The sequence below is a fragment of the Tateyamaria sp. GN1-10 genome (assembly GCF_055693845.1).
On the sequence record NZ_JBVFUR010000004.1, the window covers coordinates 1,125,082 to 1,150,137 of the forward strand.

Consider the following 25,056-nt stretch of genomic DNA (forward strand, 5'->3'; position numbering starts at 1 on the left):
CTGAAACCCATCGTCTCACGGGTGCAGCGTGCCGGGGCCCGACGGCATTGCAGTGTCCAGAGAAACGCTGAAAGGTGACACCAGTATGGCGCAAACGTTCCTTGGCCAGAAACGTCTTCGTAAATATTATGGCAAAATCCGTGAAGTTTTGGATATGCCCAACCTCATCGAGGTTCAAAAGTCTTCCTACGACCTGTTCCTGAATTCCGGTGATGAGCCCACGCCCATGGACGGCGAAGGCATCATGGGTGTGTTCCAGTCGGTCTTCCCCATCAAGGACTTCAACGAAACCTCCGTCCTGGAATACGTCAAGTACGAGCTGGAAAAGCCCAAGTACGACGTTGAAGAATGTCAGCAACGCGACATGACCTACTCGGCCCCGCTGAAGGTCACCCTGCGTCTGATCGTGTTTGATATCGATGAAGACACCGGCGCGAAGTCCGTCAAGGACATCAAGGAACAGGACGTGTTCATGGGCGATATGCCCCTGATGACACCGAACGGGACGTTCATCGTGAACGGCACCGAGCGTGTGATCGTGTCCCAGATGCACCGTTCGCCCGGTGTGTTCTTTGACCATGACAAGGGCAAGACACACTCGTCCGGTAAACTGCTGTTCGCCTGCCGCATCATTCCCTATCGCGGCAGCTGGCTGGACTTCGAGTTCGACGCCAAGGACATCGTGTTTGCCCGGATCGACCGTCGCCGCAAACTGCCGGTGACCACGCTCCTGTACGCTCTTGGTCTCGACCAAGAAGCGATCATGGACGCCTACTACAACACCGTCAGCTACAAGCTTAAGAAGAACAAAGGCTGGGTCACGCCGTTCTTCCCCGAGCGTGTGCGCGGCACCCGTCCGACATACGATCTGGTTGATGCGAAAACCGGTGAAGTGATTGCCGAAGCGGGCAAGAAAATCACGCCACGCGCCGTCAAGAAGCTGATCGACGAGGGCAATGTCACCGAGTTGCTGGTGCCTTACGAGCACATCGTCGGCAAATTCGTCGCCAAGGACATCATCAACGAAGAAAACGGCGCGATCTATGTCGAAGCCGGTGATGAGCTGACCCTTGAATATGACAAGGATGGCGATCTGATCGGCGGCACGGTCAAGGAACTGGTGGATGCGGGCACCACCGACATTCCGGTTCTGGACATCGATAACGTCAATGTCGGTCCGTACATGCGCAACACCATGGCGCAGGACAAGAACATGAACCGCGAAACCGCGCTCATGGACATCTACCGCGTCATGCGCCCGGGCGAGCCGCCCACCGTTGATGCGGCAAGCGCCCTGTTCGACACGCTGTTCTTCGATAGCGAACGCTATGACCTGTCCGCCGTTGGCCGTGTGAAGATGAACATGCGTCTGGCATTGGATGCCGAAGACACGCAGCGCACCCTGCGCCGCGAAGACATTGTGGCCTGCATCAAGGCACTTGTGGAACTGCGCGACGGCAAGGGCGATATCGACGATATCGACCACCTTGGGAACCGTCGTGTGCGTTCTGTGGGTGAGCTGATGGAGAACCAGTACCGCGTGGGTCTGCTGCGTATGGAGCGTGCCATCAAAGAACGCATGTCGTCCGTTGAGATCGACACCGTCATGCCGCAAGACCTGATCAACGCGAAACCTGCTGCCGCCGCTGTGCGCGAGTTCTTTGGCTCGTCCCAGCTGTCGCAGTTCATGGACCAAACCAACCCGTTGTCCGAAGTGACGCACAAACGCCGCCTGTCGGCGCTTGGGCCAGGTGGTTTGACCCGTGAGCGTGCTGGTTTTGAGGTGCGCGACGTGCACCCGACCCACTATGGCCGGATGTGCCCGATTGAGACGCCGGAAGGGCCGAACATTGGTCTGATCAACAGCCTCGCCACCTTTGCCCGCGTGAACAAGTATGGTTTCATCGAAACCCCTTACCGCGTCGTGAATGACGGCCAGGTGACGGACGAAGTGCACTACATGTCCGCCACCGAAGAGATGCGGCACACCGTGGCGCAGGCCAACGCCTCGTTGGATGCCGAAGGTCGCTTCAACAACGAGATGGTGAACACCCGTCAATCCGGGGACTACACGCTGGCGCCCGTGGATCAGGTGGACCTGATCGACGTGTCGCCAAAGCAGTTGGTCTCGGTCGCGGCCTCGCTGATCCCGTTCCTTGAGAACGACGACGCCAACCGCGCCCTGATGGGGTCGAACATGCAACGTCAGGCGGTTCCGCTTCTGCAAGCCGAGGCGCCGCTGGTCGGCACCGGTATCGAAGAGGTTGTGGCGCGCGATCCAGGTGCGGCCATCATGGCGAAACGTGCTGGTATCATCGACCAGGTGGATGCCACCCGGATCGTGATCCGTGCCACGCACGACCTTGAGCTGGGCGACGCGGGCGTGGACATCTACCGCATGCGCAAGTTCCAGCGCTCGAACCAGAACACCTGCATCAACCAGCGTCCGCTGGTGAAGGTGGGTGACACGGTTCAGAAGGGCGAAGTGATTGCCGATGGTCCGTCCACCGATATGGGTGAACTGGCGCTGGGCAAGAACGTGGTTGTCGCATTCATGCCGTGGAACGGCTATAACTACGAAGACTCGATCCTGATCTCGGAACGTGTGTCGCGCGATGACGTCTTTACCTCGATCCACATCGAGGAATTCGAAGTCGCCGCCCGTGACACCAAGCTGGGGCCGGAAGAGATCACCCGCGATATCCCGAACGTCGGTGAGGAAGCCCTGCGCAACCTCGACGAAGCGGGCATCGTTTATATCGGTGCGGACGTTGAGCCGGGCGATATCCTGGTGGGCAAGATCACACCGAAGGGCGAAAGCCCGATGACGCCGGAAGAGAAGCTTCTGCGCGCCATCTTTGGTGAGAAAGCCTCGGACGTGCGCGACACGTCGCTGCGTGTGAAGCCGGGTGATTTCGGCACGGTCGTTGAGGTGCGCGTCTTTAACCGCCACGGTGTGGAAAAAGACGAGCGTGCTCTGCAGATCGAGCGTGAGGAAGTTGAACGCCTTGCCCGTGACCGCGACGACGAGCTGACCATTCTGGACCGCAACATCTATGCCCGTCTGGGCGATATGCTGTTGGGCAAAGAGATTGCCAAGGGGCCGAAAGGCGTCAAGGCAGGCTCGAACGTTGATGCGGACCTGCTGGAAGCCTTCCCGCGGTCCGTATGGTGGCAGATTGCCCTGAAGGACGAGCAATCGGCGCAAGTGGTCGAGGCCCTAAACGAGCAATACGAGGCGCAGAAGCGTGCCCTGGATGCCCGTTTTGAAGACAAGGTCGAGAAGGTGCGCCGTGGTGACGATCTGCCCCCGGGCGTGATGAAGATGGTCAAAGTGTTCGTGGCGGTGAAGCGCAAGCTGCAACCGGGCGACAAGATGGCTGGTCGTCACGGCAACAAGGGTGTGATTTCGAAGGTGGTGCCGATGGAGGACATGCCGTTCCTCGCGGATGGTACGCCTGTCGACTTCTGTCTGAACCCGCTGGGTGTTCCGTCGCGTATGAACGTCGGTCAGATTCTTGAGACACACATGGGCTGGGCCGCACGCGGTCTGGGTGTGAACGTGGACGAGGCGCTGCAAGAGTACCGTCGTTCGGGTGACCTGACGCCGGTGCGCGAAGCGATGCAACTCGCCTATGGCGGTGATGTCTATGAAGAGGGCATCTCGGGCATGGACGAAGAGCGGATGATCGAAGCCGCTGGCAACGTCACACGCGGTGTTCCGATCGCCACGCCCGTCTTTGACGGTGCGAAAGAGGCGGACGTGAACGACGCGCTGGAGCGTGCAGGCTTCTCGACATCGGGTCAGTCGGTGCTGTTCGATGGTCGTACAGGCGAGCAATTTGCCCGCCCTGTGACCGTCGGCATCAAGTACCTGCTGAAGCTGCACCACCTTGTGGACGACAAGATCCACGCCCGTTCGACCGGTCCGTACTCCCTCGTCACGCAGCAGCCGCTGGGTGGTAAGGCGCAGTTCGGTGGTCAGCGCTTTGGTGAGATGGAGGTCTGGGCCCTGGAAGCCTATGGCGCCGCCTACACCCTACAGGAGATGCTGACGGTGAAGTCGGACGACGTGGCAGGCCGGACCAAGGTCTATGAGAGCATCGTCAAGGGCGAGGACAATTTTGAGGCCGGCGTGCCGGAATCGTTCAACGTTCTGGTCAAAGAGGTCCGCGGTCTGGGCCTCAACATGGAACTCCTGGATGCGGAGGAAGATGAGTAACGTGAAGGACTTACGCTTGCTCGCTCGGGTAGTTGGAAGCGCGATTGCAGTGCCCTTAATTGCGATCGCTGCTTTTGCTACTTGGGAAAACACCTTCCGGCCCTTCGTCATCGACGTAGAGTTGGAAGGTGGCGCAGAGCTTGCGGGGATTTACTGCCCTTCGGCATTTGTGAGCCAAAACGTTTGCCAGAAGCGGGTATCGGATCATTGCGCGTTCGTTCCCGTTTCAAATCGCATCGTTCCGTCTACGCGAGCCGTTAGGTTTTTCGACGTCGCTGAATTCGGCCCCGCCGCCGATCAACTATTTATGACACATTCGTTCGAATGCGTGCCGCCTGGAAAGGACAAGTCATGAACCAGGAACTGACAAACAACCCGTTCAACCCGCTGACGCCGCCGAAGGTCTTTGATGAGATCAAGGTGAGCCTGGCGTCGCCCGAACGCATCCTCTCGTGGTCGTTTGGCGAGATCAAGAAACCCGAGACCATCAACTACCGGACGTTCAAGCCCGAACGTGACGGCCTGTTCTGTGCGCGTATCTTTGGCCCGATCAAGGATTACGAATGCCTGTGCGGCAAATACAAGCGCATGAAGTATCGCGGCGTTGTCTGCGAGAAATGCGGTGTCGAAGTCACGCTGCAAAAGGTCCGCCGCGAGCGGATGGGCCACATCGAACTGGCGGCTCCCGTCGCGCACATCTGGTTTTTGAAATCGCTGCCCTCCCGCATCGGTCTGATGCTGGACATGACGCTGCGCGATCTGGAGCGTGTGCTGTATTTCGAGAACTACGTGGTGACCGAGCCGGGTCTGACCGACCTGTCCTATGGCCAGATGCTGTCGGAAGAAGAGTTCATGGACGCGCAGGACGCGCTCGGCATGGACGCCTTCACCGCCAATATCGGTGCCGAAGCGATCCGCGAGATGCTGTCCCAGATCGACCTTGAGCAAGAGGCAGAGACCCTGCGCGCCGATCTGAAAGAGGCGACAGGCGAGCTGAAGCCCAAGAAGATCATCAAGCGCCTGAAAGTTGTGGAGTCGTTCCTCGAGTCCGGCAACCGCCCGGAGTGGATGGTTCTGACCGTGATCCCCGTGATCCCGCCGGAACTGCGCCCTCTGGTGCCGCTGGATGGGGGTCGTTTCGCGACGTCCGACCTGAACGATCTGTATCGCCGGGTCATCAACCGGAACAACCGTCTGAAGCGTCTGATCGAACTGCGCGCGCCTGACATCATCGTTCGCAACGAAAAGCGGATGCTGCAGGAATCTGTCGACGCATTGTTCGACAACGGCCGTCGTGGCCGTGTCATCACGGGTGCCAACAAGCGCCCGCTGAAATCGCTGTCGGACATGCTGAAAGGTAAGCAGGGTCGCTTCCGTCAGAACCTTCTGGGTAAGCGGGTCGACTTCTCGGGCCGTTCGGTCATCGTGACCGGGCCGGAACTGAAGCTGCATCAATGTGGTCTTCCGAAGAAGATGGCGCTGGAGCTGTTCAAGCCGTTCATCTATTCGCGGCTTGAGGCGAAGGGGCTGTCGTCCACCGTTAAGCAAGCCAAGAAACTGGTCGAGAAAGAGCGTCCCGAAGTTTGGGATATCCTTGACGAGGTGATCCGCGAACACCCTGTCATGCTGAACCGTGCGCCCACGCTGCACCGTCTTGGCATTCAGGCGTTCGAGCCCGTGCTGATCGAAGGCAAAGCCATCCAGTTGCACCCGCTCGTTTGTTCGGCTTTTAACGCCGACTTCGACGGTGACCAGATGGCTGTGCACGTGCCGCTGAGCCTTGAGGCCCAGCTGGAAGCGCGCGTGCTGATGATGTCGACGAACAACGTTCTGTCGCCTGCAAACGGCGCGCCGATCATCGTTCCTTCGCAGGATATGATCCTGGGTCTCTACTATGTGACCCTGGAACGCGAAGGCATGAAGGGCGAAGGCATGGTCTTTGGTTCGATCGAGGAAGTGCAACACGCCCTCGACGCTGGTGTTGTGCACCTGCACTCAAAGATCACCGCTCGTGTTCCGCAAATCAACCCCGAAGGGCTTGAGGTGATGGAACGGTTCGAAACGACCCCGGGTCGTGTCCTTTTGGGTGCGCTTCTGCCGCTCAACAACAAGGCACCGTTTGCACTGGTGAACCGTCTTCTGCGGAAGAAGGAAGTGCAGCAGGTGATCGACACCGTCTACCGCTATTGTGGTCAGAAAGAGTCGGTCATCTTCTGTGACCAGATCATGACCATGGGCTTCCGTCACGCGTTCAAGGCGGGCATTTCGTTCGGCAAGGACGACATGCTGATCCCCGACACCAAGTGGACCATCGTGGATGAAACCCGCGATCAGGTGAAGGACTTTGAACAGCAGTACATGGACGGTCTGATCACCCAGGGCGAAAAGTACAACAAGGTGGTCGATGCCTGGTCGAAGTGTAACGATAAGGTCACCGACGCGATGATGGGCTCGATCTCGGCGGATCGTCGGGATGAGAGTGGCGCTGAAATGGAGCCGAACTCGGTCTACATGATGGCGCACTCCGGTGCCCGTGGCTCGGTCACGCAGATGAAGCAGCTGGGCGGGATGCGCGGCCTGATGGCCCGTCCGAACGGCGACATCATCGAAACGCCCGTAATCTCGAACTTCAAGGAAGGTCTGACCGTTCTTGAATACTTCAACTCGACCCACGGTGCGCGGAAAGGTCTGTCGGACACCGCTCTGAAGACGGCGAACTCGGGTTACTTGACCCGTCGTCTGGTGGACGTCGCACAGGACTGCATCGTGCGCGATCTGGACTGTGGCACCGAAAACGCCATCACTGCCGAAGCGGCCGTGAATGACGGTGAGGTGGTTGCATCGCTGGCCGAGCGTGTGCTGGGCCGTGTTGCCGCCGATGACGTGCTCAAGCCCGGCACCGACGAGGTGATCCTGGCAGCCGGCACGTTGATCGACGAGCGTATGTCGGACGCCATCGAAGAGATGGGCGTGCAGTCGATGCGCATCCGGTCACCGCTGACCTGTGAGGCCGAAGAAGGCGTGTGTACGATGTGCTATGGTCGTGACCTGGCGCGCGGCACCATGGTCAACACCGGTGAAGCGGTCGGCATCATTGCCGCCCAGTCCATCGGTGAACCGGGCACGCAGCTGACGATGCGGACCTTCCACATCGGCGGCGTTGCGCAAGGTGGCCAGCAGTCGTTCCTGGAAGCAAGTCAGGAAGGCAAGATCGTCTTTGAGAACGCGCAGACGCTGACCAACGCAGCAGGTCAGGTTCTGGTCATGGGCCGGAACATGAAACTGATCATCCAGGACGAGAACGGCGACGAGCGCGCCAATCACAAACTGGGCTACGGTACGGCATTGTTCGTCACCGATGGTCAGGATGTAAAGCGTGGCGAAAAGCTGTTTGAGTGGGATCCATACACTCTGCCGATCATCGCGGAGAAAGCCGGTACTGCGAAATATGTCGACCTGGTTTCGGGCCTTGCGGTTCGCGACGAGACTGACGAAGCAACCGGCATGACCCAGAAGATCGTGATCGACTGGCGGACCGCACCGAAAGGCAACGAGCTGAAGCCGGAAATCATCCTTGTGGGTGAAGACGGTGAGCCCGTGCGCAACGATGCGGGCAACCCGATCACTTACGCGATGTCCGTGGACGCGGTTCTGTCGGTGGAAGACGGTCAGGAGGTCGCCGCTGGTGACGTCGTGGCACGTATTCCGCGTGAAGGCGCCAAGACCAAGGACATCACCGGTGGTCTGCCACGTGTGGCTGAACTGTTCGAAGCCCGTCGTCCCAAGGATCACGCGATCATCGCCGAAATCGATGGTTACGTGCGCTTTGGCAAGGACTACAAGAACAAGCGCCGCATTGCGATTGAGCCCGCCGACGAGACCATGGACAAGGTCGAGTACATGGTGCCCAAGGGCAAGCACATCCCGGTGGCTGAGGGCGACTTCATCCAGAAGGGTGACTACATCATGGATGGCAATCCCGCCCCCCATGACATCCTTGCCATCATGGGTGTCGAGGCCTTGGCCGACTACATGATCAACGAGGTGCAGGAGGTCTATCGTCTGCAGGGCGTGAAGATCAACGACAAGCACATCGAGGTCATCGTCCGGCAAATGCTCCAGAAATGGGAGATCGAGGACTCGGGCGACACCACGCTGCTGAAAGGTGAGCACGTGGACAAGCAGGAGTTCGATGCCGCCAACGAGAAGGCGCTGTCGAAAGGCGGACGGCCAGCTCAGGGTGGTCCGATCCTGTTGGGTATCACCAAGGCGTCACTGCAGACCCGGTCGTTCATCTCGGCTGCGTCCTTCCAGGAAACAACCCGCGTGCTGACCGAAGCGTCGGTGCAGGGCAAGAAAGACAAGCTGGTCGGTCTGAAAGAGAACGTGATCGTGGGCCGTCTGATCCCTGCCGGGACCGGTGGTGCAACACAGTCCGTGCGCAAGATCGCATCGGACCGCGACAACGTCGTCATCGAAGCCCGTCGGGAAGAGGCCGAAGCGGCTGCTGCCCTGGCTGCACCGGCTGCCGAAGATGTGGTGGGTGGCGATGTGTTCGACACGGTCATCGACCATTCGGAAGACAGCCGCGACTGATTTGGGTCGCAGTTTGAAAATCAAACCCCCGCCAGAGATGGCGGGGGTTTTTTTGTTTTTGTGCGCTGTGGAAGAGTGCGAGCCGCCCGTTCGCCCGCAATTGGGTCATCGCTGGTCCCGAGGCAGGTTTCTTTGGTTGCCGATGGTGAGAAGAGGCCCGTTGAAGGTCGTTCAGATCAAGGATGCCAACTTGAGCCTTTGGATTTTCCCGGATGGTCCTTTCGGTAACTCCTTGAGAAAGTGGATGCTTTCCGGGGATTTGAATGCGCCAAGCCGTTGGTGGCACAGGTCGATCAAGGCAGCCTCTGAGAGCTGTGACCCGGGTTTGACGCTGACGGCAGCTTCGACCCGTTCACCATAGCTTTTGCAAGGGCGAGCGAAGGCAGCCGCTTCGATGATATCCGGCTCGGAATAGAGAACCTCGTCAATCTCGCGGGGGGCGATGTTTTCACCCCCTTGATGATCAGCTCTTTCAGGCGACCGGTCACGAAAACATAGCCGTCTTCGTCTATGTGCCCGAGATCCCCGGTGCGGAGCCATTCTCCGGCAAAGGTTTTGGCTGTGGCCTCCGGGTTGTGCAGGTATTCGACCATCACGTTCGGGCCGCGAATGGCGATTTCACCCTCTTGCAGGGGCGGTGCATCCTCAAGATCGGCGGTCAGGATGCGCACCTTGTTGCCAAAGGCGATGCCGGGGGATCCGATTTTGCGTGTGCCGGGGGGAGTGGGTTTGAAAGAATTTGCGCTGCGGTTTCGGTCAGTCCCATTGTCTCGATGATCGGAACCTTGAAACGCTCTTCAAAGGCGGATTGAGTCTCGACCGCCAGGGCGGAGGAGGCAGAGCGCCCAAATCTCAGCCGGGCGGAAACATCTGTGTTCGGGTTGGTTTCGCTGTGCAGAAGATGGCTGATGATTGTCGGCACGACCGAGAACCAGGTTACCTCGGCACGGTCGGCCTGTTCCCAGAACTGGCTGGCTGAAAACTTGGCGGTCATCGCCAGCGATCCGCCAGAGACGAGTGATCCCATCAAGGTGACGCAAAGCCCGTTGATGTGGTAGATTGGCAAAACGCAAAAGCCGCGATCCTTTGCCGACAGGTCATGTGCGATGGCAGTCGTCCATCCGCCCGCGAGCAGGCTGGCGTGTGCATGCACGACACCTTTTGGCTGACCGGTTGTGCCGGACGTGTACATCAGCAATGCATGCTGCGCGGCATCGAAAGTTGCCAACGACGCCCGCTGCGCCAGCATGTCTGGTTCAAGGATTGTCAGTCGGGTTGGTGCAACCCGAGCAATCACGTCCCTCTGACTGTCGTGGACAAAGGCGTAGCGCGCACCGCTGTGATCGAGGGCATAAGCGATTGCATCAGGGCCCGCCGCCAGATTGATCATGGTTGCCCGAAACCCACCATAAAGAGCGGCATAGAGCGCCACGACACCGGCACGACCGTTGGGATGAACGATGGCTACGCTTTCGCCGGGGGCGACACCTTGCCCCGCCAGTCCTTCGGCCGCTGCTCGGGCCTCATCGCGCAGGGTTCGCCAATCAAGCGTATCCCCTGTTTCGGGGAACACAATCGCGACGCCACCCGTGTCTGCCCTGGCATCAAGCCAGTCCTTCACGGTGCCTTTGGGCGGCGTGTTCCGGTCAAGGATCATTGTCCGGCTTCGTTCCAGTAGTCGCCAAAAATCTCATCGAGTGCGGGTTCATTGGCCGGGATTTCCCGCACGATCTTGGTGGTTTGCATGAAGTGGCGCCAATGCAGGTTGGTATCAATCGAATTGCCACCCCAAGACCCGCACCCCATCGACAGCGAAAAGGGCATGCCATTGGTGAACGATCCGCCCGTTGCAAAGGTATGCGCCTGGTTGACGATCACCCGGCTGGTGGGGATTGCCTGTGCGAGGATCAATGGCCGGTCTTTCATTTGCGTATGCAGCCCGACGGAATGACCAGCCCCCTGGTGCAATTCAATCTCGCGGGTGATGCACACCGCATCCTCGAAATCCTTTGCACGATAGACTGTCAGCACCCGGCTGAGTTTCTCGCCCGACAGCGGATGATCGGGCCCGATGCCTGATGTTTCGACGGCCAGATAGGATGTGTCGGCCGGCACCTCATCTGTCAGCCCGAGTGCGGCGATCATCTTGTCTGCGTCCTGCGCGATGGCCCTTGGGTTCAAGTGGCCTTTTACCCACAGCTTGGACGTGACCTTGGTTTCGTCCCGAATCAGTGCGCCGCCCGTGCGGGCCATTTCGGCGGCAAAGTCGTCATAGACCGCATCCACCACAACGACTGCGTTCTCGGATGAGCATGAGGTGGCATTGTCGAACGTTTTCGATGTTTTTATTTTCTCTGCTGCCGCTGCCAGATCTGCTGTTTCGTCAACGATCACCGCCACGTTGCCTGCCCCAACGGCGAGTGCGGGTGTGCCCGACGTATAGGCCCGTTTCACGTTGTTCTGGCTGCCGGTGACGACGATCAGATCGGTGATCTCAAGTAGGCGCTGCGTCGTCTCCTTGGAGCCACGTCCGGGAATCATCTGGACAAGATCCTTGTCGATGCCCAGCTTGTCGAATTCGGCGTGGATATAACCCAAAAGCGCTTCGCAGGTTGGCACGCCTTTGGGGGAGGGCGATACGACGATGGCGTTGCCGCATTTCAATGCGTTGATGATGTTGTTTGCAGGGGTCGCGCCCGGATTGGTCGAGGGCACCACCGCTCCGATGACACCAATGGGCCGGGCCACCTCGGTGATGCCTGTGGCTGGGTCGTCGGCGATGACCCCATATGTCCGCACCTCTTTGATGTCGCGCATCAGGCCAAGGGTCTTGCGATGGTTCTTGGTGATCTTGTCAGGCACGTTTCCCAGGCCCGTGGTCTCAACCGCGAGCTCCGCCAAATGGCGGTTGCGGGCGGGCTCCATGATCGCCCAGGCGGCGGCCTGCGCAGCCCGGTCGTATGCTTGTTGCGATCCATTGCGTTCAAAGGCGCTTTGGGCCGCCCGCGCGCGGGCTACGATGGCTTCCACGGCTGCAATGGGATCAATGGTGTTCATGGGTGTGTCCTGATTAGTGTGCAGCGCCCGCGAATCGGGCGCTGCACCTGTGATTTAGAGACCGGCAAGCAGTTCTTCGAGTGTTGCCTGGCGCGCTGCCCACATTTTGAGCACTTCGTCGCGCGTCATGATGTTCATGGGCGAGCCGCCCGCAGCCATCCGGCTTTGCACCCGACCGTTTTCGAACATGGCGGGCACGGTTGTCGCCAGCTTGTCGATGATCGGCTGTGGCGTACCCTTGGGCACCATCACGCCGCGGAAGTTGACCGACGCGTTGTCGATCTCAAAGCCCTGTTCCTTCATGGTGGGGACATCTGGCAGGAACTCTTCATTCCGCTCCAGATCGAAGACACCGAGGATTTTTACGTTGCCCGCTTCACGCGCGCGGAATGCGTCGGAAAGGTTGTTCACTCCGCCCAGCACTTCGCCTGCGATGACGGCACGCATCGCACCTGCGCCCCCTTTGTTGTTGGGGATGTAGGCGAGTTTCACGCCTGCTGCCTTTTCGAGCTGGAGCGCGGCAATGTGGTGACCCACGAACAAACCGGCACCAGAGAACGTCAAGCCGCCCGGGTTTTCCTTGGCATAGTTGACGACGTCTTCCATCGAGTTGAATGCGCTGTCCGCACCAACAACAAAGACCGCAGGGTCTGCACCCCAGTTCGCAATCGGTTCAAAGCTGTCGGCAGAGTAGGATACGCCGCCTTCGATCGACTGCGCGATGAAGTGCGGGATGTTGTAAGCACCCAGCGTGTAGCCGTCAGCCTCGGCTTCGGAGGCGAACCAGTTCCAGCCAACGCGGCCACCCGCGCCGGGACGGTTGACGATGGCGATGGGCATGCCAAGCGCATCTTCATTCCCGGCGGTCATTGTCACGATGCGCGCCTGGAAATCCGTCGCACCACCGGCACCGTAACTGACCATCATCAGGATGGGCCGTTCCGGATAAGCTTCATGGCCATCGGCATGCGCCGACCCCGCCATTGCGGCGAGTGCAAGCGCCGCCCCTGTGATCCATTTTTTCATTTTATTCCTCCCTTGGGGTTAAATCTGCCGCTTTTGCGGTTCAGAAAAAAATCTCTCGCGGTGTGAAGACATTCAGCAATGCCGCGAAGAGACCGTACATGACCGCCATAAAACCGGCGGTGATGAGTATCCGTTTGATCCAGCTTTTGATGTCTGAATGCGGGGCTGGATCGTAGAGCGATACGAGGACAAAAAAGGCGATGGTGGTTGCCGTGTAGAACCCCAACCCCTTCGCCGCCCAGAAGACATAGATGATTGCAATGATCAGCCCCGGCAGCATCTTACGCATCGCATCTGCACTGATCCCGTTACCGACTTTTGTCCGTCCAAGGACAGCCTTGACGAACGTCCAGATGGCGAGAACCGCAAATACCGATGAGATCAGCCTGGGAAAGACAAATGCGTCTGCGGGTTCCTGTGTGAAACTGATATAGGCGACGCTCAGGCCAACCCCGGCGATAAGACCCGAGGCGATGATGTGCTGGCTGCGAGGCAGATCGCTCATGACATGGCCTCTTCCTTGGCGACGGCGTCGTCCTTGGTGGTGTAGCGACGCGAGGCGATCTCCATCCAGATCGAGTAGCTGATGGACGCCAGTACGATCAGGATCAGCAACCAGTTGAGCCAGCCCGTGAAGAAATAGGTGCCCGTTCCAACCGTCGCGTTGGCGATCATGGAGCCTTGTATGAAATTCGCTTCGGCGATGGGTCCCAGGATCAGACCAAGGACAAGCGGGGCTGCCGAGAAGCCGAAGCGTTCAAGAAAGTACATGGCCATTCCCAGTGTTGCCATCACATAGACATCGCCCATGGAGTTCTGAACCGAGTAGCTTCCGAAAACGGCCAGGCCCAGCACAATTGCGGCCATCACCGCATGCGGCACCCGTGCAACGCTGGCCGCCAGCCCAGCGATATAAAGCCCGAAGACACACATGAGGATTTGCCCGATCAGCATGGAGTCGATGAATGTCCAGGCGACTTGCGGGTAGTTCATGAAGAGATCAGGACCCGGGAAGATCCCGTGGATCAAAAGTCCGCCAAGCAGCACCGCCGCCGTGGGTGAGCCGGGAATTGAAAGCGTGAGCAGTGGTACAAGAGAGGGTCCGACCATTGCGTTGTTGGCACTTTCCGCCGCGATGATGCCTTCGCTATGGCCGGTTCCGAATTTCTGGCTTTCCTTGCTGAATTTCTTGGATTGGTCATAGGCCACCAACCCTGCGATCTGGCCACCGACCCCGGGGATCAGCCCAATGATGGAGCCTGTCAAAGTTCCTATTGTCAGCGCTGTCTTGCGTTTGATCACTTCGACGACGGCGAGCCGGATCGGATGCCGCTTGACGCTGATCACCTCAGCATCATCGCTCGAGCGTCCCTTGGTGAACATGGTGATCACCTGCGGGATGGCGAAGAGGCCAATAAGCGCGGGGATTACGTTGATCCCCCCGCTGACCGACGGATGGAATATGAAGCGCTGCGCCCCCATGATGTCGTCAAAACCAATTGTCGCGAGCCAAAGGCCGATGCACCCGGACAGCAAACCCTTCACGACCGAGCTGGAATCGAGGGTTCCGATCACGGTCACGCCGAGGATTGCCAGCCAGAACAGGTGGGATGGGCCAAATGCCAGTGCCCACTGCGCAAGAACGGGTGTGAGGAAAATCAAAAGGAAGACGCCGAACAATCCTCCCACTGCGGAGGCGAGGAAGGAAAGCTGCAGGGCTTTCGCGCCTTCGCCTTTCGTGGCCATGGTGTGGCCATCCAGCGTTGTGGCGATATTGGCAGGTGCGCCTGGGATTTTCAGCAGGATTGCACTTACCGCGCCGCCTGCCACGGTCGATGTGTAGGCGGCCCCAAGCAGGATCAGCCCCTGTTGCGGTTCCAGTTGAAAGGTGAAGGGGATCAACAGCGCCACGGCCATTGTCGGCGAGAGCCCGGGTGTCGCCCCAAGGATCAGGCCGCCAATTGTGCCGAGCAACAACAGCCCGAAATTGATCGGGGTGAAGACATCGCCCATGTAGAACAGAAAGTCCATCAGGCCCAACTCCTCCCAAACTCAGGCTTGACCCGTAACGCTAAGCAATGAAAATAGTTTTGCAAATGTTTTCATAAATTTCCGAGTTTGGGTGTTTAGGTGTCTGAAACAAAAACAAAAAAAGTGGATATCTTGACCGTGGCAAAAGCCGCGCGCGTGTCAGCGTCGACGGTTTCACGCTACTTCAATCATCCCGACTTGCTTAAGCCCGCGACGCGCAAGCGCATCGATTCCGCGGTGCGTAGGACGGGATACATTCGAAATCGTGCGGCCCAAACCATCCACGGCATTCGTTCGGGAACGATTGGTGTGCTTATCCCGACATTGGACCATGCGATCTTTGCCGAAGTTGTGCAGGCCTTTTCCGACACCGTGGCCGAAAAGGGTTTTACTATTCTTCTCGCCTCGCACGGGTATGACTTGCAGCGCGAATACGCGATCTTGCGCAAGTTCCTTGAACATCGCGTAGATGGGGTCGTTCTGACGGGTCTGGATCATGATGACGCTGTGTTTCAACTTCTTGATCAGCAGGAGATCCCTTGCGTGCTGATGTGGAACCACGCGGCAGGATCGCGCTTCCCCTGTATCGGTGCAGACAATGAACAGGCAGGGCGCATGATCGCGGAGCATGTCTTGTCACTGGGGCACCGAAAGATCGCCTGCATGTTTCCACCCACTGACGGCAATGACCGGGCGCTTGCCCGGCGCGACATCGTGTTACAGACTTTGAAAAACGCAGGTGTATCCGTTCCCGATGCTTGGTCTCTCACCACCGTTTACAGCATCTCTGAGTCGAAAACGGACGCTCGGAAACTGTTTTCTGGTCTCAACCGGCCCACCGCTCTGATCTGTGGCAACGACATCCTTGCAACCGGGGCACTTTATGGTGCCAAGGCGGCTGGGCTGTCGGTCCCGGACGATATCTCGATCGTTGGGATTGGCGACTTCAAAGGGTCGTCGGACATCGAACCTGCGTTGACGACAGTGCGGCTTCCGGCAAAGCGTATTGGTCACGAGGCCGGCAAGGCACTGGCCGCTGCAATCATCGACCAAGAGACCTGGGACCAGCGCAGTTTACACTGCGAACCTACGCTCATGCTTCGTCATTCTGCGCGGGCGGTGTCAGTTGGGTAATGGCGAAAGCGCTTCTTTCCTTGAAGTTGGCCCGACCGGAAATAGCCGTTTTGGGGGCCATAAAAAAGAAAACCCGGCGCGAGGTAGTCCTCACGCCGGGTTTCCTGAACTGTCAGCGGCTTAGTTGATCCAGCCGTTCACGACGTCCATGTTTTCGGCCACCCATTCTTCGGCCACATCTTGCGGATCCATCTCGTCCCGACCGATTGCCAGGATCCAGCCGTTCACGACCGCAGGATCCAGTTGGATTTGGCTCAGGAACTTGGCCGCGGGTGGGTTCCGCTCTTCCAGCGACTTGGAGTAGCTGACAAAGATCTGAGCGTCCGGCGTTTTGCAGCCTGCTTCGGACACTTCCAGCCAGTCCTCACCATCCAGCTGCAGGTTCAGGCAGCCTTCTGAGTGCTCGGGCTCTGCCAGTGGCGCGATGTCATAGGCGGCGTGGATCCATTCAGGCGTCCAGTAGTAGAACAGGATCGGTTTCTGGTTGCCGTAGGACGATTTCAGCTGTGCCTTGAAGGTCGCGTCCGAGATGATCTCGGGCTCCCACAGTTCGGAGAGGCCATAGGACTTCATCTTGACCTGCCAGATCTTCGTGGATTTCCACGGCGCGTCACCGGCCCAGTATTCACCCTTGCCGTTGCCGTCCTTGTCGAACATGGCCGCAACCGCCGGGTCCTTCAGATCCTCGAACGAGCTGATCTGGTCGGACATGTAGCTGGGCACGTACATTTGCTGTGTACCGGCATAGGGCTGGTTGTGTGCCACTGTGCCTGCATCTTCGATGAAGCGGTCCCATGGACCTTGCTGGTTGGGCATCCACATATCGGTCCAGACGTCGGCCGAGCCGTCGCCCTTGTCCATGCCTGTGGCAATGATCGCCTGATCGGACAGACCTTCGACGATTTCGGCCTCAGAACCGAGCGGCCCTTCGATGACCGTCTTGATGACGTGCGCGATGGCTTTGGCACCGGTCCAGTTCAGGTCCGAAATGGCCACTTTCTCCTGGGCCGAGGCACCGACTGCGGCAACCGACAGGGCCCCTGCAGCGGTGAGGGTTGTGATGAGTTTCATATGTGTCTCCCTTATTGAACTCATTCTTGGTTAGTGTTTGACGGCGTTGGCCTTCTGGACGACGCGGTCGATCATCATCGCCAGAAGCGCGATGCCGATCCCGGCCAAAATGCCAGCTCCTGTGCGGGTGTTTGCGAGCGCTTCGGTCACGATAAAGCCCATGCCGCCCGCGCCGATTAGTGCGGCTACGACGACCATCGACAGTGCCATCATCACAACCTGGTTCACACCGGCCATGATTGAGGGCAGCGCCTGGGGCAGTTCCACCTTTGTCAGCAGCTGACGGGGGTTGGCGCCAAAGGCGAGCGCCGCTTCCTTGGTGTTTTCAGGCACGTGTTTGATCCCGAGCGCTGTCAGGCGGACCATGGGTGGCATGGCGAAGATCACAGTGGCGAGGATGCCCGGCGGCTTGCCTATTGAGAAGAAGGCGACCGCAGGCAGCAGGTACACGAACGACGGGATCGTCTGCATGATGTCGAGGATGGGCGTAATGATCGCCTGTCCGCGTGTCGACTTGCCCACCCATATGCCCAGCGGCAGGCCGAAGACCACGCAGATGATCGATGCCGCGACCACGAGGCTCATCGTGTCCATGGCCGTTTGCCAGAAGCCGAAGAGGGCGAGGTACACGAGAGAGGCGGCTACGAATATGGTTATTCGCGCCCCGGCCATCGTGTAACTGATGGCCATGATGGCCCCCATGGCGATGATCCACGGCGTGCCTACGAAGACGGCGGTGATGGCTGACAGCATTGATCGAAGGAAGGTCGTGATCCCGTCAAAGAAGAAGCCGTAGAAGGCTGTGAGGTAGCCGATGCCGTCATCGATCAATTGCGCTGTGTAGCTGTTCAGGTTGACCGGCGGCAGACCGTCGCGCGGTGCTTCACGGCGCACAAAGCGGTTGCCGTCATCGTTCCGGGGATAGGTGACGGTGTCGCGCCGTTCGAGCCAGACAATGGTGGGAAATTCCCCGATGATCATGCAGTCGAATTGATCCTTGAACGCCACCTCTTCGCCTGCTGCAATGGATCGTGCCTGTTTGATGCAAGTCCGTTCTTCGGGTGGGAATTGCGAGGCGCGATACAGCATCAGTGGTGCGATCATGGCGACGATGACCGCAGCCCAAATCAGCCGTTTCATGTCCCATCCCGAGGGTTTGCTGTGATCCACCCGCCAGACATTGTATTGCCGGAAATAGATGCGGTCGGCGAGCCATCCAAACAGCACACGACCCAGGACAAAGATGATCACAGCCGCCCAGAGGCTGGACATCGTCCAGTCTTCGTAGCGAACCACGAGGAAGTCCTTGCCGTCGATCACCGCCTGTTCCGCAGCACGGGAGAATTTCCAGACCTGCATCAGGTAGACGGCTGCCACGAGGTCGATCAGGAAGCCGATCCAGAACAGCATTTTGTTGGCGCGGATCGCGGCCCAGGGAAAGCCAGCAATGGCAGCCAACCAGTTGACGTGGGTGGAAGGCAGCTTGGCCTTTTGGATGGATAGGAACGTCTGGGCGAAATAGCCGCCAGACTTGTCGGCGAAATCGGCAAAGGGCTTGGTTTCATCCGTTGCTGCCGCTGGCGCACCGCCCATTTGATCGGGTGTTGTATCGGTCATTTTATGCCTCCCCCTGAACGCCATGCAGGATTGCATCCTTGGACACGACGCCCACAACGTTGCCGTCATCCTTGATCAGGACCGGATGGTCTTGGTTGACGCTGAGCGCGATCAGTTTGTCGAGGTCGTCATCCGGTTCCGCCACGGGTGCCTCGGCCTGTGCCACAGGCCCTTTACGCGCCTCGTAGGCGGCTAGTGGCTCCATAACCGTGTGGGCGTAGAGCAATTTCAGCTTCGAGATACCCGCCACGAAGTCGGCCACATAGGCGTCCGCCGGATTGGTCACGATGTCTTCGGGCGTGCCGACCTGCACGATCTCACCATCCTTCATGATGGCGATGCGGCTGCCCATGCGGATCGCTTCATCCAGATCGTGGGTGATGAACAGCGTCGTCTTGTTCATTGACTTTGACAGTTCGAGGAACTCGTCCTGCAAGACGCGCCTGATGAGCGGGTCGAGGGCCGAGAAGGGTTCGTCCATCAGCAGGATATCCGGGTCGGCGGCCATTGCGCGGGCAAGGCCCACACGCTGCTGCATCCCGCCCGACAGTTCGGAGGGCAGGCGGTCGCCGTAGCCTTGCAGGCTGACCAGTTCGATCACACGGTCCGCGACTTGCGCCCGCGTGTAGGCGTCGACATTGCGCAGCTCCAGAGACAGGGCGACGTTGTCACGCACCGTGCGGTGCGGCAGCAGGGCCATGTTCTGGAACACCATCCCGATCTTGTCGGCGCGCATGGCCCGCAATTCTTCGGCATTCAGTTGGCCGACATTGGCGCCGTTGATCAGGATCTCTCCGCCCGTGGGTTCGATCAGACGGTTGATATGGCGAACAAGGGTGGATTTGCCTGAGCCCGACAGGCCCATGATGCAGAAGATGTCTCCTTCACCGACCGAGATCGACACGTCCTTGACCCCGACAACGGCGCCGAATTCTTCCAGCACGTCCGCCTTTGACAGGTTGTCCCTGCGGACGGCTTCCATGGCTTCGTCAGCCCGGTTGCCAAATATCTTCCAAACGTTGCGGGTGACGACCACCCCTTCTTCTGTATTTTCGGTCACGCGCGTGCCTTTTCTCTTTTTGGGTCCAGGAAGGGCAGGTCGACAAGCGTTGCGCCAAGGCGCTTCATATGTCCGTCCAGTTTGCCCACTTCCAGTTCCGTGCCGGGTGCGGCGTTTTCGATGGCGACCCGCGCCATGCATATGGCATGGCCGAGCGCAGGAGAGTGGCAGGCGCTGGTGATCGTGCCCACCTGTTCGCGGCCGACAAAGATGCCATCGCCGTGGCTTGGCACCTCGTTTCCGACCATGGATAGCCCCACGAGTTTGCGTCGCGGGGCAATGTTATTACGCTCAAGCGCGGCGCGTCCGATGAAGTCGGGTTTCTTCAGATCGACTGCAAAGCCCAGCCCGGATTCAAACGCATCCATGTCGGGGCCGAATTCTGCGCCGGCGATCATCAAGCCTGCTTCGATCCGCAGCATTTCGAGCGCGTCACCGCCCATCGGCACCAAGCCAAGCGGGGTTCCCGCGTCGATCAGCGCGTCCCAAATGGCAACGGCGTCGTTGCTGTCGCAAAAAATTTCGTATCCCAGTTCACCTGTGAAACCAGTGCGACACAGCATGAACATCGGCCCCTCCCGGTCGTGAAGCCGGGCAATGGTGAAGCCGAACCACTTAAGGTTATCAAGTGTGGGACGGGACGGTTGGGTAAAGACCAGCTTGCGCAGGATGTCCCGTGATTTCGGCCCCTGCAGCGCAAGGTTCTGCATCTTGCTGCTATGGCTGAGGACCCGCACGTTCAGGCCATGCGCCTCTGCCTGTTCGCGCAAATGCAAACCGGAATTATCCGATCCACAGCACCAGCGGAATGCGGTGTCTTCCAGCCGGAACAGGGTCCCGTCGTCCAGCACGGATCCGCGCTGATCGCACAGCAAGGCATACAAGCCGCGATGGACAGACAGCTTGGCCACATTGCGTGTCATGCAAAGCTGCAAAAGCTCTTCGGCATCCGGTCCCACGATGTCGAACTTCCTGAGCCCAGACATGTCCTGCAGGGTGGCGGCGTTCTTGCATGCCCAATATTCGGCAACCGCGCCGGTTGCGTCATACTGTGTCGGCATCCAGAGTTGCCGGGCGACCTGGTGGCTGCTTGTCAGTTTCGAGATGCGTGGGTGGAAGGCCGAATGGGCCGTCATCTGTGCAGCATCTCCAGGATTTGACCGCCACGACACCGCGTGTTGGATATCGCTGTTTTCTTCGTAAATACGCACGTGAATATCCGTTGGGTTCCAGCCATTGATGGGATCGACATCGTCGGGGCACGCGGTGGACACGCAGACCAGATCCGTCAGCGCCTGAAGGGCCACGTAATCTCCGGGTCGTGACCATGCCTCGTCTGTTGCGATGTGGTGGTCTTGCCAATCGATCCACGAGTTGAAAAAGAAGTTGATCGCCGGCCAGGCGCGCCGCGATTGAATGCCGTAGGGGTCAAATGCTCCGCTTATGTTGTCGGAACAGTTGATGTGGCCGGGAAATCCGCGTTCCTCGTACCCGCGTGCGGTGCAGGCAAGCGCAAAGGTGTCGTGCCGTCCGACGGTATCCTGGCGCACCGCCAGCAGCGGTTTCATGTCCTGATCAAAGAACTTGTCGTGCAAGCCGGGCAGGGGATAGGCGCCGCGTGCCAGTGTGCGGGAAACGGCACTGTCGATGTACCGTTCGGTTCCTTGGTCCAGTGCGTCGCTGCGCATCGCCATGAAATCCGAGCACTGCTGCCCGTCGACATCAATAATCTGGACGAATTGCCCCTTTTTTAATGTGTAAGCGTGTGCCGTACCGCGGCTGACACGCCATTCGTCAACAACACGGCCCATCGGTTCGGGCAGCGATGCGTCACGGATCGATCCAGTTGGAGGTTGGACGGACAGAGCGACAAAACCGCCGCCACCGATACTGAGATATTCCCGCGACACGGGGACGATGCAAAACAGGTCAGCGTCCTCGGTCATCTTCGCAATGTGGATGTCACCCGGTGCGTCTGATGCGCCAAAGATGCGCAGGCCGCGGCCCCGGGCAAGATCACTGTCGCGTCCATGTGCGAGCATGTCCATTTGTCGCTTGTCGAACCCGTCGACAGGCAACGGTTGACCAGCGTCGCCGACTTGCGCAAACGCCGAGAGGTCAAAATCGCGGGTATTGTCCGTCAGCGCGGTCAACCAGACGTCACATCCGCCGTCCACATTGGTGATCGATATCACCGAGCCTGCGCGAACGCGTATCCTGCCCATTTCGCCGTAACGTATGTCGCGGCGGAGTGCAGCGGCGTCCCTCAGGCCCTGATACCGCGCGCGAGCAGGCGTGTAGGTATCGCTTCGTTTTAGCACGTGGCTATTCCCTGTTTGGTTCAAGCGTCAATTGATAGGTGCGCTGTGTAACCGGTTACATTTGAACACTTGCAGAATCGCTTTGGTCAAGCATCTGGTGCGGAGGAGGGGGATTATCGTGGCAAAAATCGCGGCAAGTATCAGAGATGTGGCACGGGACACCGGGTTATCCACGGCGACGATCTCCCGTGTCGTGAATGGTGACACGAAGGTCAGCGAAAAGACCCGGCAGCTTGTGCTAGATGCGTGTAGCCGTCTTGACTATCTACCCAATCCGGCGGCTCGCGCGCTGTCAACGCGCCGGAGCAGAGTGGTGGCCGCCATTATCCCAACAATTGAGCATTCGGTCTTTGCCAAGTTCATTTCAGCCATCGAACGGACGCTCGGCCTGCATGGCTATTCCCTGGTTCTTGCGATCTCGAATGCCGATGAGGCAGAGGAATTGGCGGCAGCCCGCAAGCTGTTGGGGATGGGCGCGGATGCTTTCATTCTCAGCGGTCAGACGCATTCCAAATTACTCCTGGATATGTTGGCCAAGCGACAAGTGCCTTACGTCTATACGTCCGTCTGGGATCCGCTTTGTGAGCAACCTACCGTGGGATATGACAATGCCGATTTGGCAGCCCAAGCTTTGCGGCATCTGCACGCCAATGGGCACAGAAATGTGGCAGTCGTCCATGGGCCGCTTGCTGAAAGCGACAGGACAGTGGCGCGCCGGGATGGTGCGCGGGCATTGCGCGGCCTTTTCGATACGCTGGATTTCTTCGAAACGCCATTGAGTGTGGCGGGGGGCAAAGCCTGCGTTGGTGACCGGTTGGCGGATGGTGGAGGGTACTCCGCATATCTGTGTTTTTCCGACGTGCTTGCGTTAGGCGCTTACTTTGCTTGCGCAGACGTAGGCAAACAAATCCCGCAAGACGTGTCGGTTATGGGGTTTGACAACCTCGATTGGGCGGAGGCCGTTGTGCCGCCGCTCACGACCATCGACCTGCCTGCGTCTGGCATGGGGGAAGCTGTGGGCACCCACATCGTGGAATGCCTTGAAACCGACGCGCCGATGCAAAGCCAACACCTGACCGCGCGCATCATCGAGCGTGGGTCAGTGGCGCTGCTGACTTAACGGTCCTGCATCGGTAACCGACCGTTTTGCGCGTATCGCTGAGTGCTGTGCAGCGACGCATACTACCCGTCTAGTCGGACTGGTTCATCGGTTGAAAGCCACGCCCCAACGGTCTCCATGCGCACACCGTCAAGAGAGCCGCCCCGGCTGCTGCCAAAACAAAGGGTGATATCAGTGCAAGTGAACGCGGTATTGTCTCTTCAGCCATGCCCACGACCAGCCCGGACAGCAGCAAGCCGATGGGCATCATGCCCCAGGCCAGCAGGCGATAGATGCTGTTTACACGTCCAAGCAAAGCATCAGGAATGTACCGCTGGCGGTAAGAGACAGACACCGTATTCCAAATCAAGCCGGTGAATTCGAACAGGGCCAGTACCAGAGCCAGCACATAGCCGTTCGGTGCAAATGGGATGATGGCAAAGGCCACTGCCGACGCCAGTGTCATCCACTGGGCGGCCTTGTTCTGACCAATGACTTTCACCACCCGGTCCGCCACCACGCCTCCGGCAATTCCGCCGACTGCGCCTGCGGCAAGGATGAGCCCGTAGCCTTGGGCCCCGATCCCCAGGTTCTCTTGCACGTGCAGAATGAGTGCGATCACGACCATCTGATGCAGGAGGTTCCAAACACCGGTGATCACAGCAAGCACCTGAAGAAAAGGCGCCGCCCGGAGAAAGCCCACACCTTCCGCCAGATCAGCGCGCAGCGAACTCTGATGTGTGCGTGATGGTCTGAAGCTGCCCGGCAGCGTCAGGATGAGCAGTGCGGCGAGCGCAAACATGACGGCATTCATTGAAAAAGGCGCCCAGACCACGGCGGCGATCAGAAAGGCGCCGAGCGCGGGGCCAAGCAGCGAATTGCCAACCAGTTCAACACTCCAGAGCCGACCGTTAGCCTTTTCAAGTTGATCGTGCGGCACAAGGGCCGGCAGCATGGTTTGAGCGGCATTATCCCGAAAGACCTCGGCCGTGCCCACAAGCAGCGCACAGGCGAGGAGAGCATAAAAAAGAAATGGGTCCGATGTTCCGTCGTTCGGCGCTGGTGCCAGTGGGGACGCGGTCCAGACCAGGATCGTGGCGGATGCAAAGGCAACTGCGCGCAGAACGTCCATGCCCAGAATAAGCTTCCTGCGATCCACGCGGTCCGTCACCACTCCGGCAGGCAGGGCAAACAGGAACCACGGCAGTCGCAGTGCAATGGGCATGAGCGCAATCAAAAGCGGATCGCGGCTGAGCAGCGAAGCGATCCACGCCCATACAACCACGGCAATGCCATCTGCCAGATTTGTCATGCCGCTCGCGGCAATGAAACGGGGCAGACGGTTGGGCTTGGACATGGTCACCTCGTTACAAGCGATGGACCATGTGTAAGGGTTTAAGTGAACTTGAGGTCAAGCCCCAAATGGGTGCCTTGTTTTTGCTTGCGGCTGTGAAGCAGAAACCGCTCGGAAATCACTCGTACTCGTGACGAATGGTTATGTTTTCCCCGTTCTCGCGCGTGATCTCGCGCGCGTAAAATTCGTTCAGAAAAAGATCATTGTCGAGGACACCCGACACACGGATACGTTCGCCGCTTTTCAGGTCAATCATTTGCGGCCCAAGGTACACACGCACCGTGCCAGATTCATCGCGCAGCCGGATTTCATCGCTGTCAAAAAACTTGTCTACAAAGCCTTCGACAGTGGCGGTCTGGCCACGTTGCATACTGGCGATGGGTACAACGTCGGACAGTGCCGGAGTTGCGATGCCGATGGCGATCGCCAAAGACAGAAAGAGACGCATATGATCCTCATGTTGCTAAA

The 25,056-nt window shown here is 58.8% G+C and carries 15 protein-coding genes and 1 pseudogene; 5 read left to right on the top strand and 11 right to left on the bottom strand.

Features of this window, described 5'->3' with window-relative positions; all coding sequences use genetic code 11:
- Positions 1-85: 85 nt before the first annotated feature.
- Genes rpoB through rpoC form a run of 3 tightly spaced genes read left to right on the top strand, consistent with a single transcriptional unit; the run spans position 86 to position 8,818 of the window.
- On the top strand, positions 86-4,222 hold the full coding sequence (gene rpoB, locus ACZ1HN_RS07295; RefSeq protein ID WP_472727014.1) for a DNA-directed RNA polymerase subunit beta: 4,137 nt from the start codon (positions 86-88) through the stop codon (positions 4,220-4,222).
- Positions 4,215-4,577 (top strand): hypothetical protein, encoded by a 363-nt coding sequence (locus tag ACZ1HN_RS07300; protein WP_299211420.1) that lies wholly within the window; start codon positions 4,215-4,217, stop codon positions 4,575-4,577. Before rpoB ends, ACZ1HN_RS07300 begins: the two co-directional genes overlap by 8 nt.
- On the top strand, positions 4,574-8,818 hold the full coding sequence (gene rpoC / locus ACZ1HN_RS07305; RefSeq protein WP_472727015.1) for a DNA-directed RNA polymerase subunit beta': 4,245 nt from the start codon (positions 4,574-4,576) through the stop codon (positions 8,816-8,818). Before ACZ1HN_RS07300 ends, rpoC begins: the two co-directional genes overlap by 4 nt.
- A gap of 171 nt (positions 8,819-8,989) precedes the next feature.
- Here rpoC and ACZ1HN_RS07310 read toward each other — a convergent pair.
- From ACZ1HN_RS07310 to ACZ1HN_RS07330, 5 genes and pseudogenes are all read right to left on the bottom strand, one after another.
- Positions 8,990-10,475, bottom strand: a pseudogene (locus tag ACZ1HN_RS07310) (class I adenylate-forming enzyme family protein).
- A complete protein-coding gene (sauS, locus tag ACZ1HN_RS07315; RefSeq protein ID WP_472727016.1) occupies positions 10,472-11,875 on the bottom strand; it encodes an acylating sulfoacetaldehyde dehydrogenase in 1,404 nt (467 codons plus the stop codon). Before sauS ends, ACZ1HN_RS07310 begins: the two are co-directional and overlap by 4 nt.
- Before the next feature lie 54 nt (positions 11,876-11,929).
- The gene (locus tag ACZ1HN_RS07320) at positions 11,930-12,901 is read right to left on the bottom strand and encodes a tripartite tricarboxylate transporter substrate binding protein (RefSeq protein ID WP_299602759.1); all 972 of its coding nucleotides are present in this window, start codon (positions 12,899-12,901) and stop codon (positions 11,930-11,932) included.
- Between the two features lie 40 nt (positions 12,902-12,941).
- Positions 12,942-13,406: a tripartite tricarboxylate transporter TctB family protein gene (locus ACZ1HN_RS07325; protein ID WP_472727017.1), complete on the bottom strand. Its 465-nt coding sequence runs from the start codon at positions 13,404-13,406 to the stop codon at positions 12,942-12,944.
- Positions 13,403-14,932 carry a tripartite tricarboxylate transporter permease gene (locus ACZ1HN_RS07330; RefSeq protein WP_472727018.1) on the bottom strand — a complete coding sequence of 510 codons (1,530 nt, stop codon included), beginning with the start codon at positions 14,930-14,932 and terminating at the stop codon, positions 13,403-13,405. Before ACZ1HN_RS07330 ends, ACZ1HN_RS07325 begins: the two co-directional genes overlap by 4 nt.
- Before the next feature lie 99 nt (positions 14,933-15,031).
- Here ACZ1HN_RS07330 and ACZ1HN_RS07335 point away from each other — a divergent pair, with 99 nt between their 5' ends.
- A complete protein-coding gene (locus ACZ1HN_RS07335; protein ID WP_472727019.1) occupies positions 15,032-16,066 on the top strand; it encodes a LacI family DNA-binding transcriptional regulator in 1,035 nt (344 codons plus the stop codon).
- A gap of 120 nt (positions 16,067-16,186) precedes the next feature.
- Here the strand turns inward: ACZ1HN_RS07335 and ACZ1HN_RS07340 are convergent, their stop codons facing one another.
- The 4 genes from ACZ1HN_RS07340 to ACZ1HN_RS07355 are packed head-to-tail and all read right to left on the bottom strand — an operon-like array spanning position 16,187 to position 22,135.
- Entirely contained in the window at positions 16,187-17,137 is a 951-nt protein-coding gene (locus ACZ1HN_RS07340; RefSeq protein WP_472727020.1) for an ABC transporter substrate-binding protein, read from the bottom strand.
- 30 nt (positions 17,138-17,167) lie between these two features.
- Entirely contained in the window at positions 17,168-18,754 is a 1,587-nt protein-coding gene (locus tag ACZ1HN_RS07345) for an ABC transporter permease (RefSeq protein WP_472727021.1), read from the bottom strand.
- 1 nt (position 18,755) lies between these two features.
- On the bottom strand, positions 18,756-19,814 hold the full coding sequence (locus ACZ1HN_RS07350; RefSeq protein ID WP_472727022.1) for a quaternary amine ABC transporter ATP-binding protein: 1,059 nt from the start codon (positions 19,812-19,814) through the stop codon (positions 18,756-18,758).
- Positions 19,811-22,135: a DUF1989 domain-containing protein gene (locus ACZ1HN_RS07355; RefSeq protein WP_472727023.1), complete on the bottom strand. Its 2,325-nt coding sequence runs from the start codon at positions 22,133-22,135 to the stop codon at positions 19,811-19,813. The genes ACZ1HN_RS07350 and ACZ1HN_RS07355 overlap by 4 nt, the downstream gene beginning before the upstream one ends.
- Before the next feature lie 118 nt (positions 22,136-22,253).
- Between ACZ1HN_RS07355 and ACZ1HN_RS07360 the strand changes: the two genes are divergently transcribed.
- Positions 22,254-23,255, top strand: coding sequence for a LacI family DNA-binding transcriptional regulator (locus ACZ1HN_RS07360; protein ID WP_472727024.1), 1,002 nt, complete (start codon positions 22,254-22,256; stop codon positions 23,253-23,255).
- Between the two features lie 70 nt (positions 23,256-23,325).
- Here the strand turns inward: ACZ1HN_RS07360 and ACZ1HN_RS07365 are convergent, their stop codons facing one another.
- Both ACZ1HN_RS07365 and ACZ1HN_RS07370 read right to left on the bottom strand, forming a co-directional pair.
- Positions 23,326-24,591 (bottom strand): MFS transporter, encoded by a 1,266-nt coding sequence (locus tag ACZ1HN_RS07365; RefSeq protein ID WP_472727025.1) that lies wholly within the window; start codon positions 24,589-24,591, stop codon positions 23,326-23,328.
- Positions 24,592-24,706: 115 nt separating this feature from the next.
- The gene (locus ACZ1HN_RS07370) at positions 24,707-25,036 is read right to left on the bottom strand and encodes a hypothetical protein (protein ID WP_472727026.1); all 330 of its coding nucleotides are present in this window, start codon (positions 25,034-25,036) and stop codon (positions 24,707-24,709) included.
- Positions 25,037-25,056 lie beyond the last annotated feature (20 nt).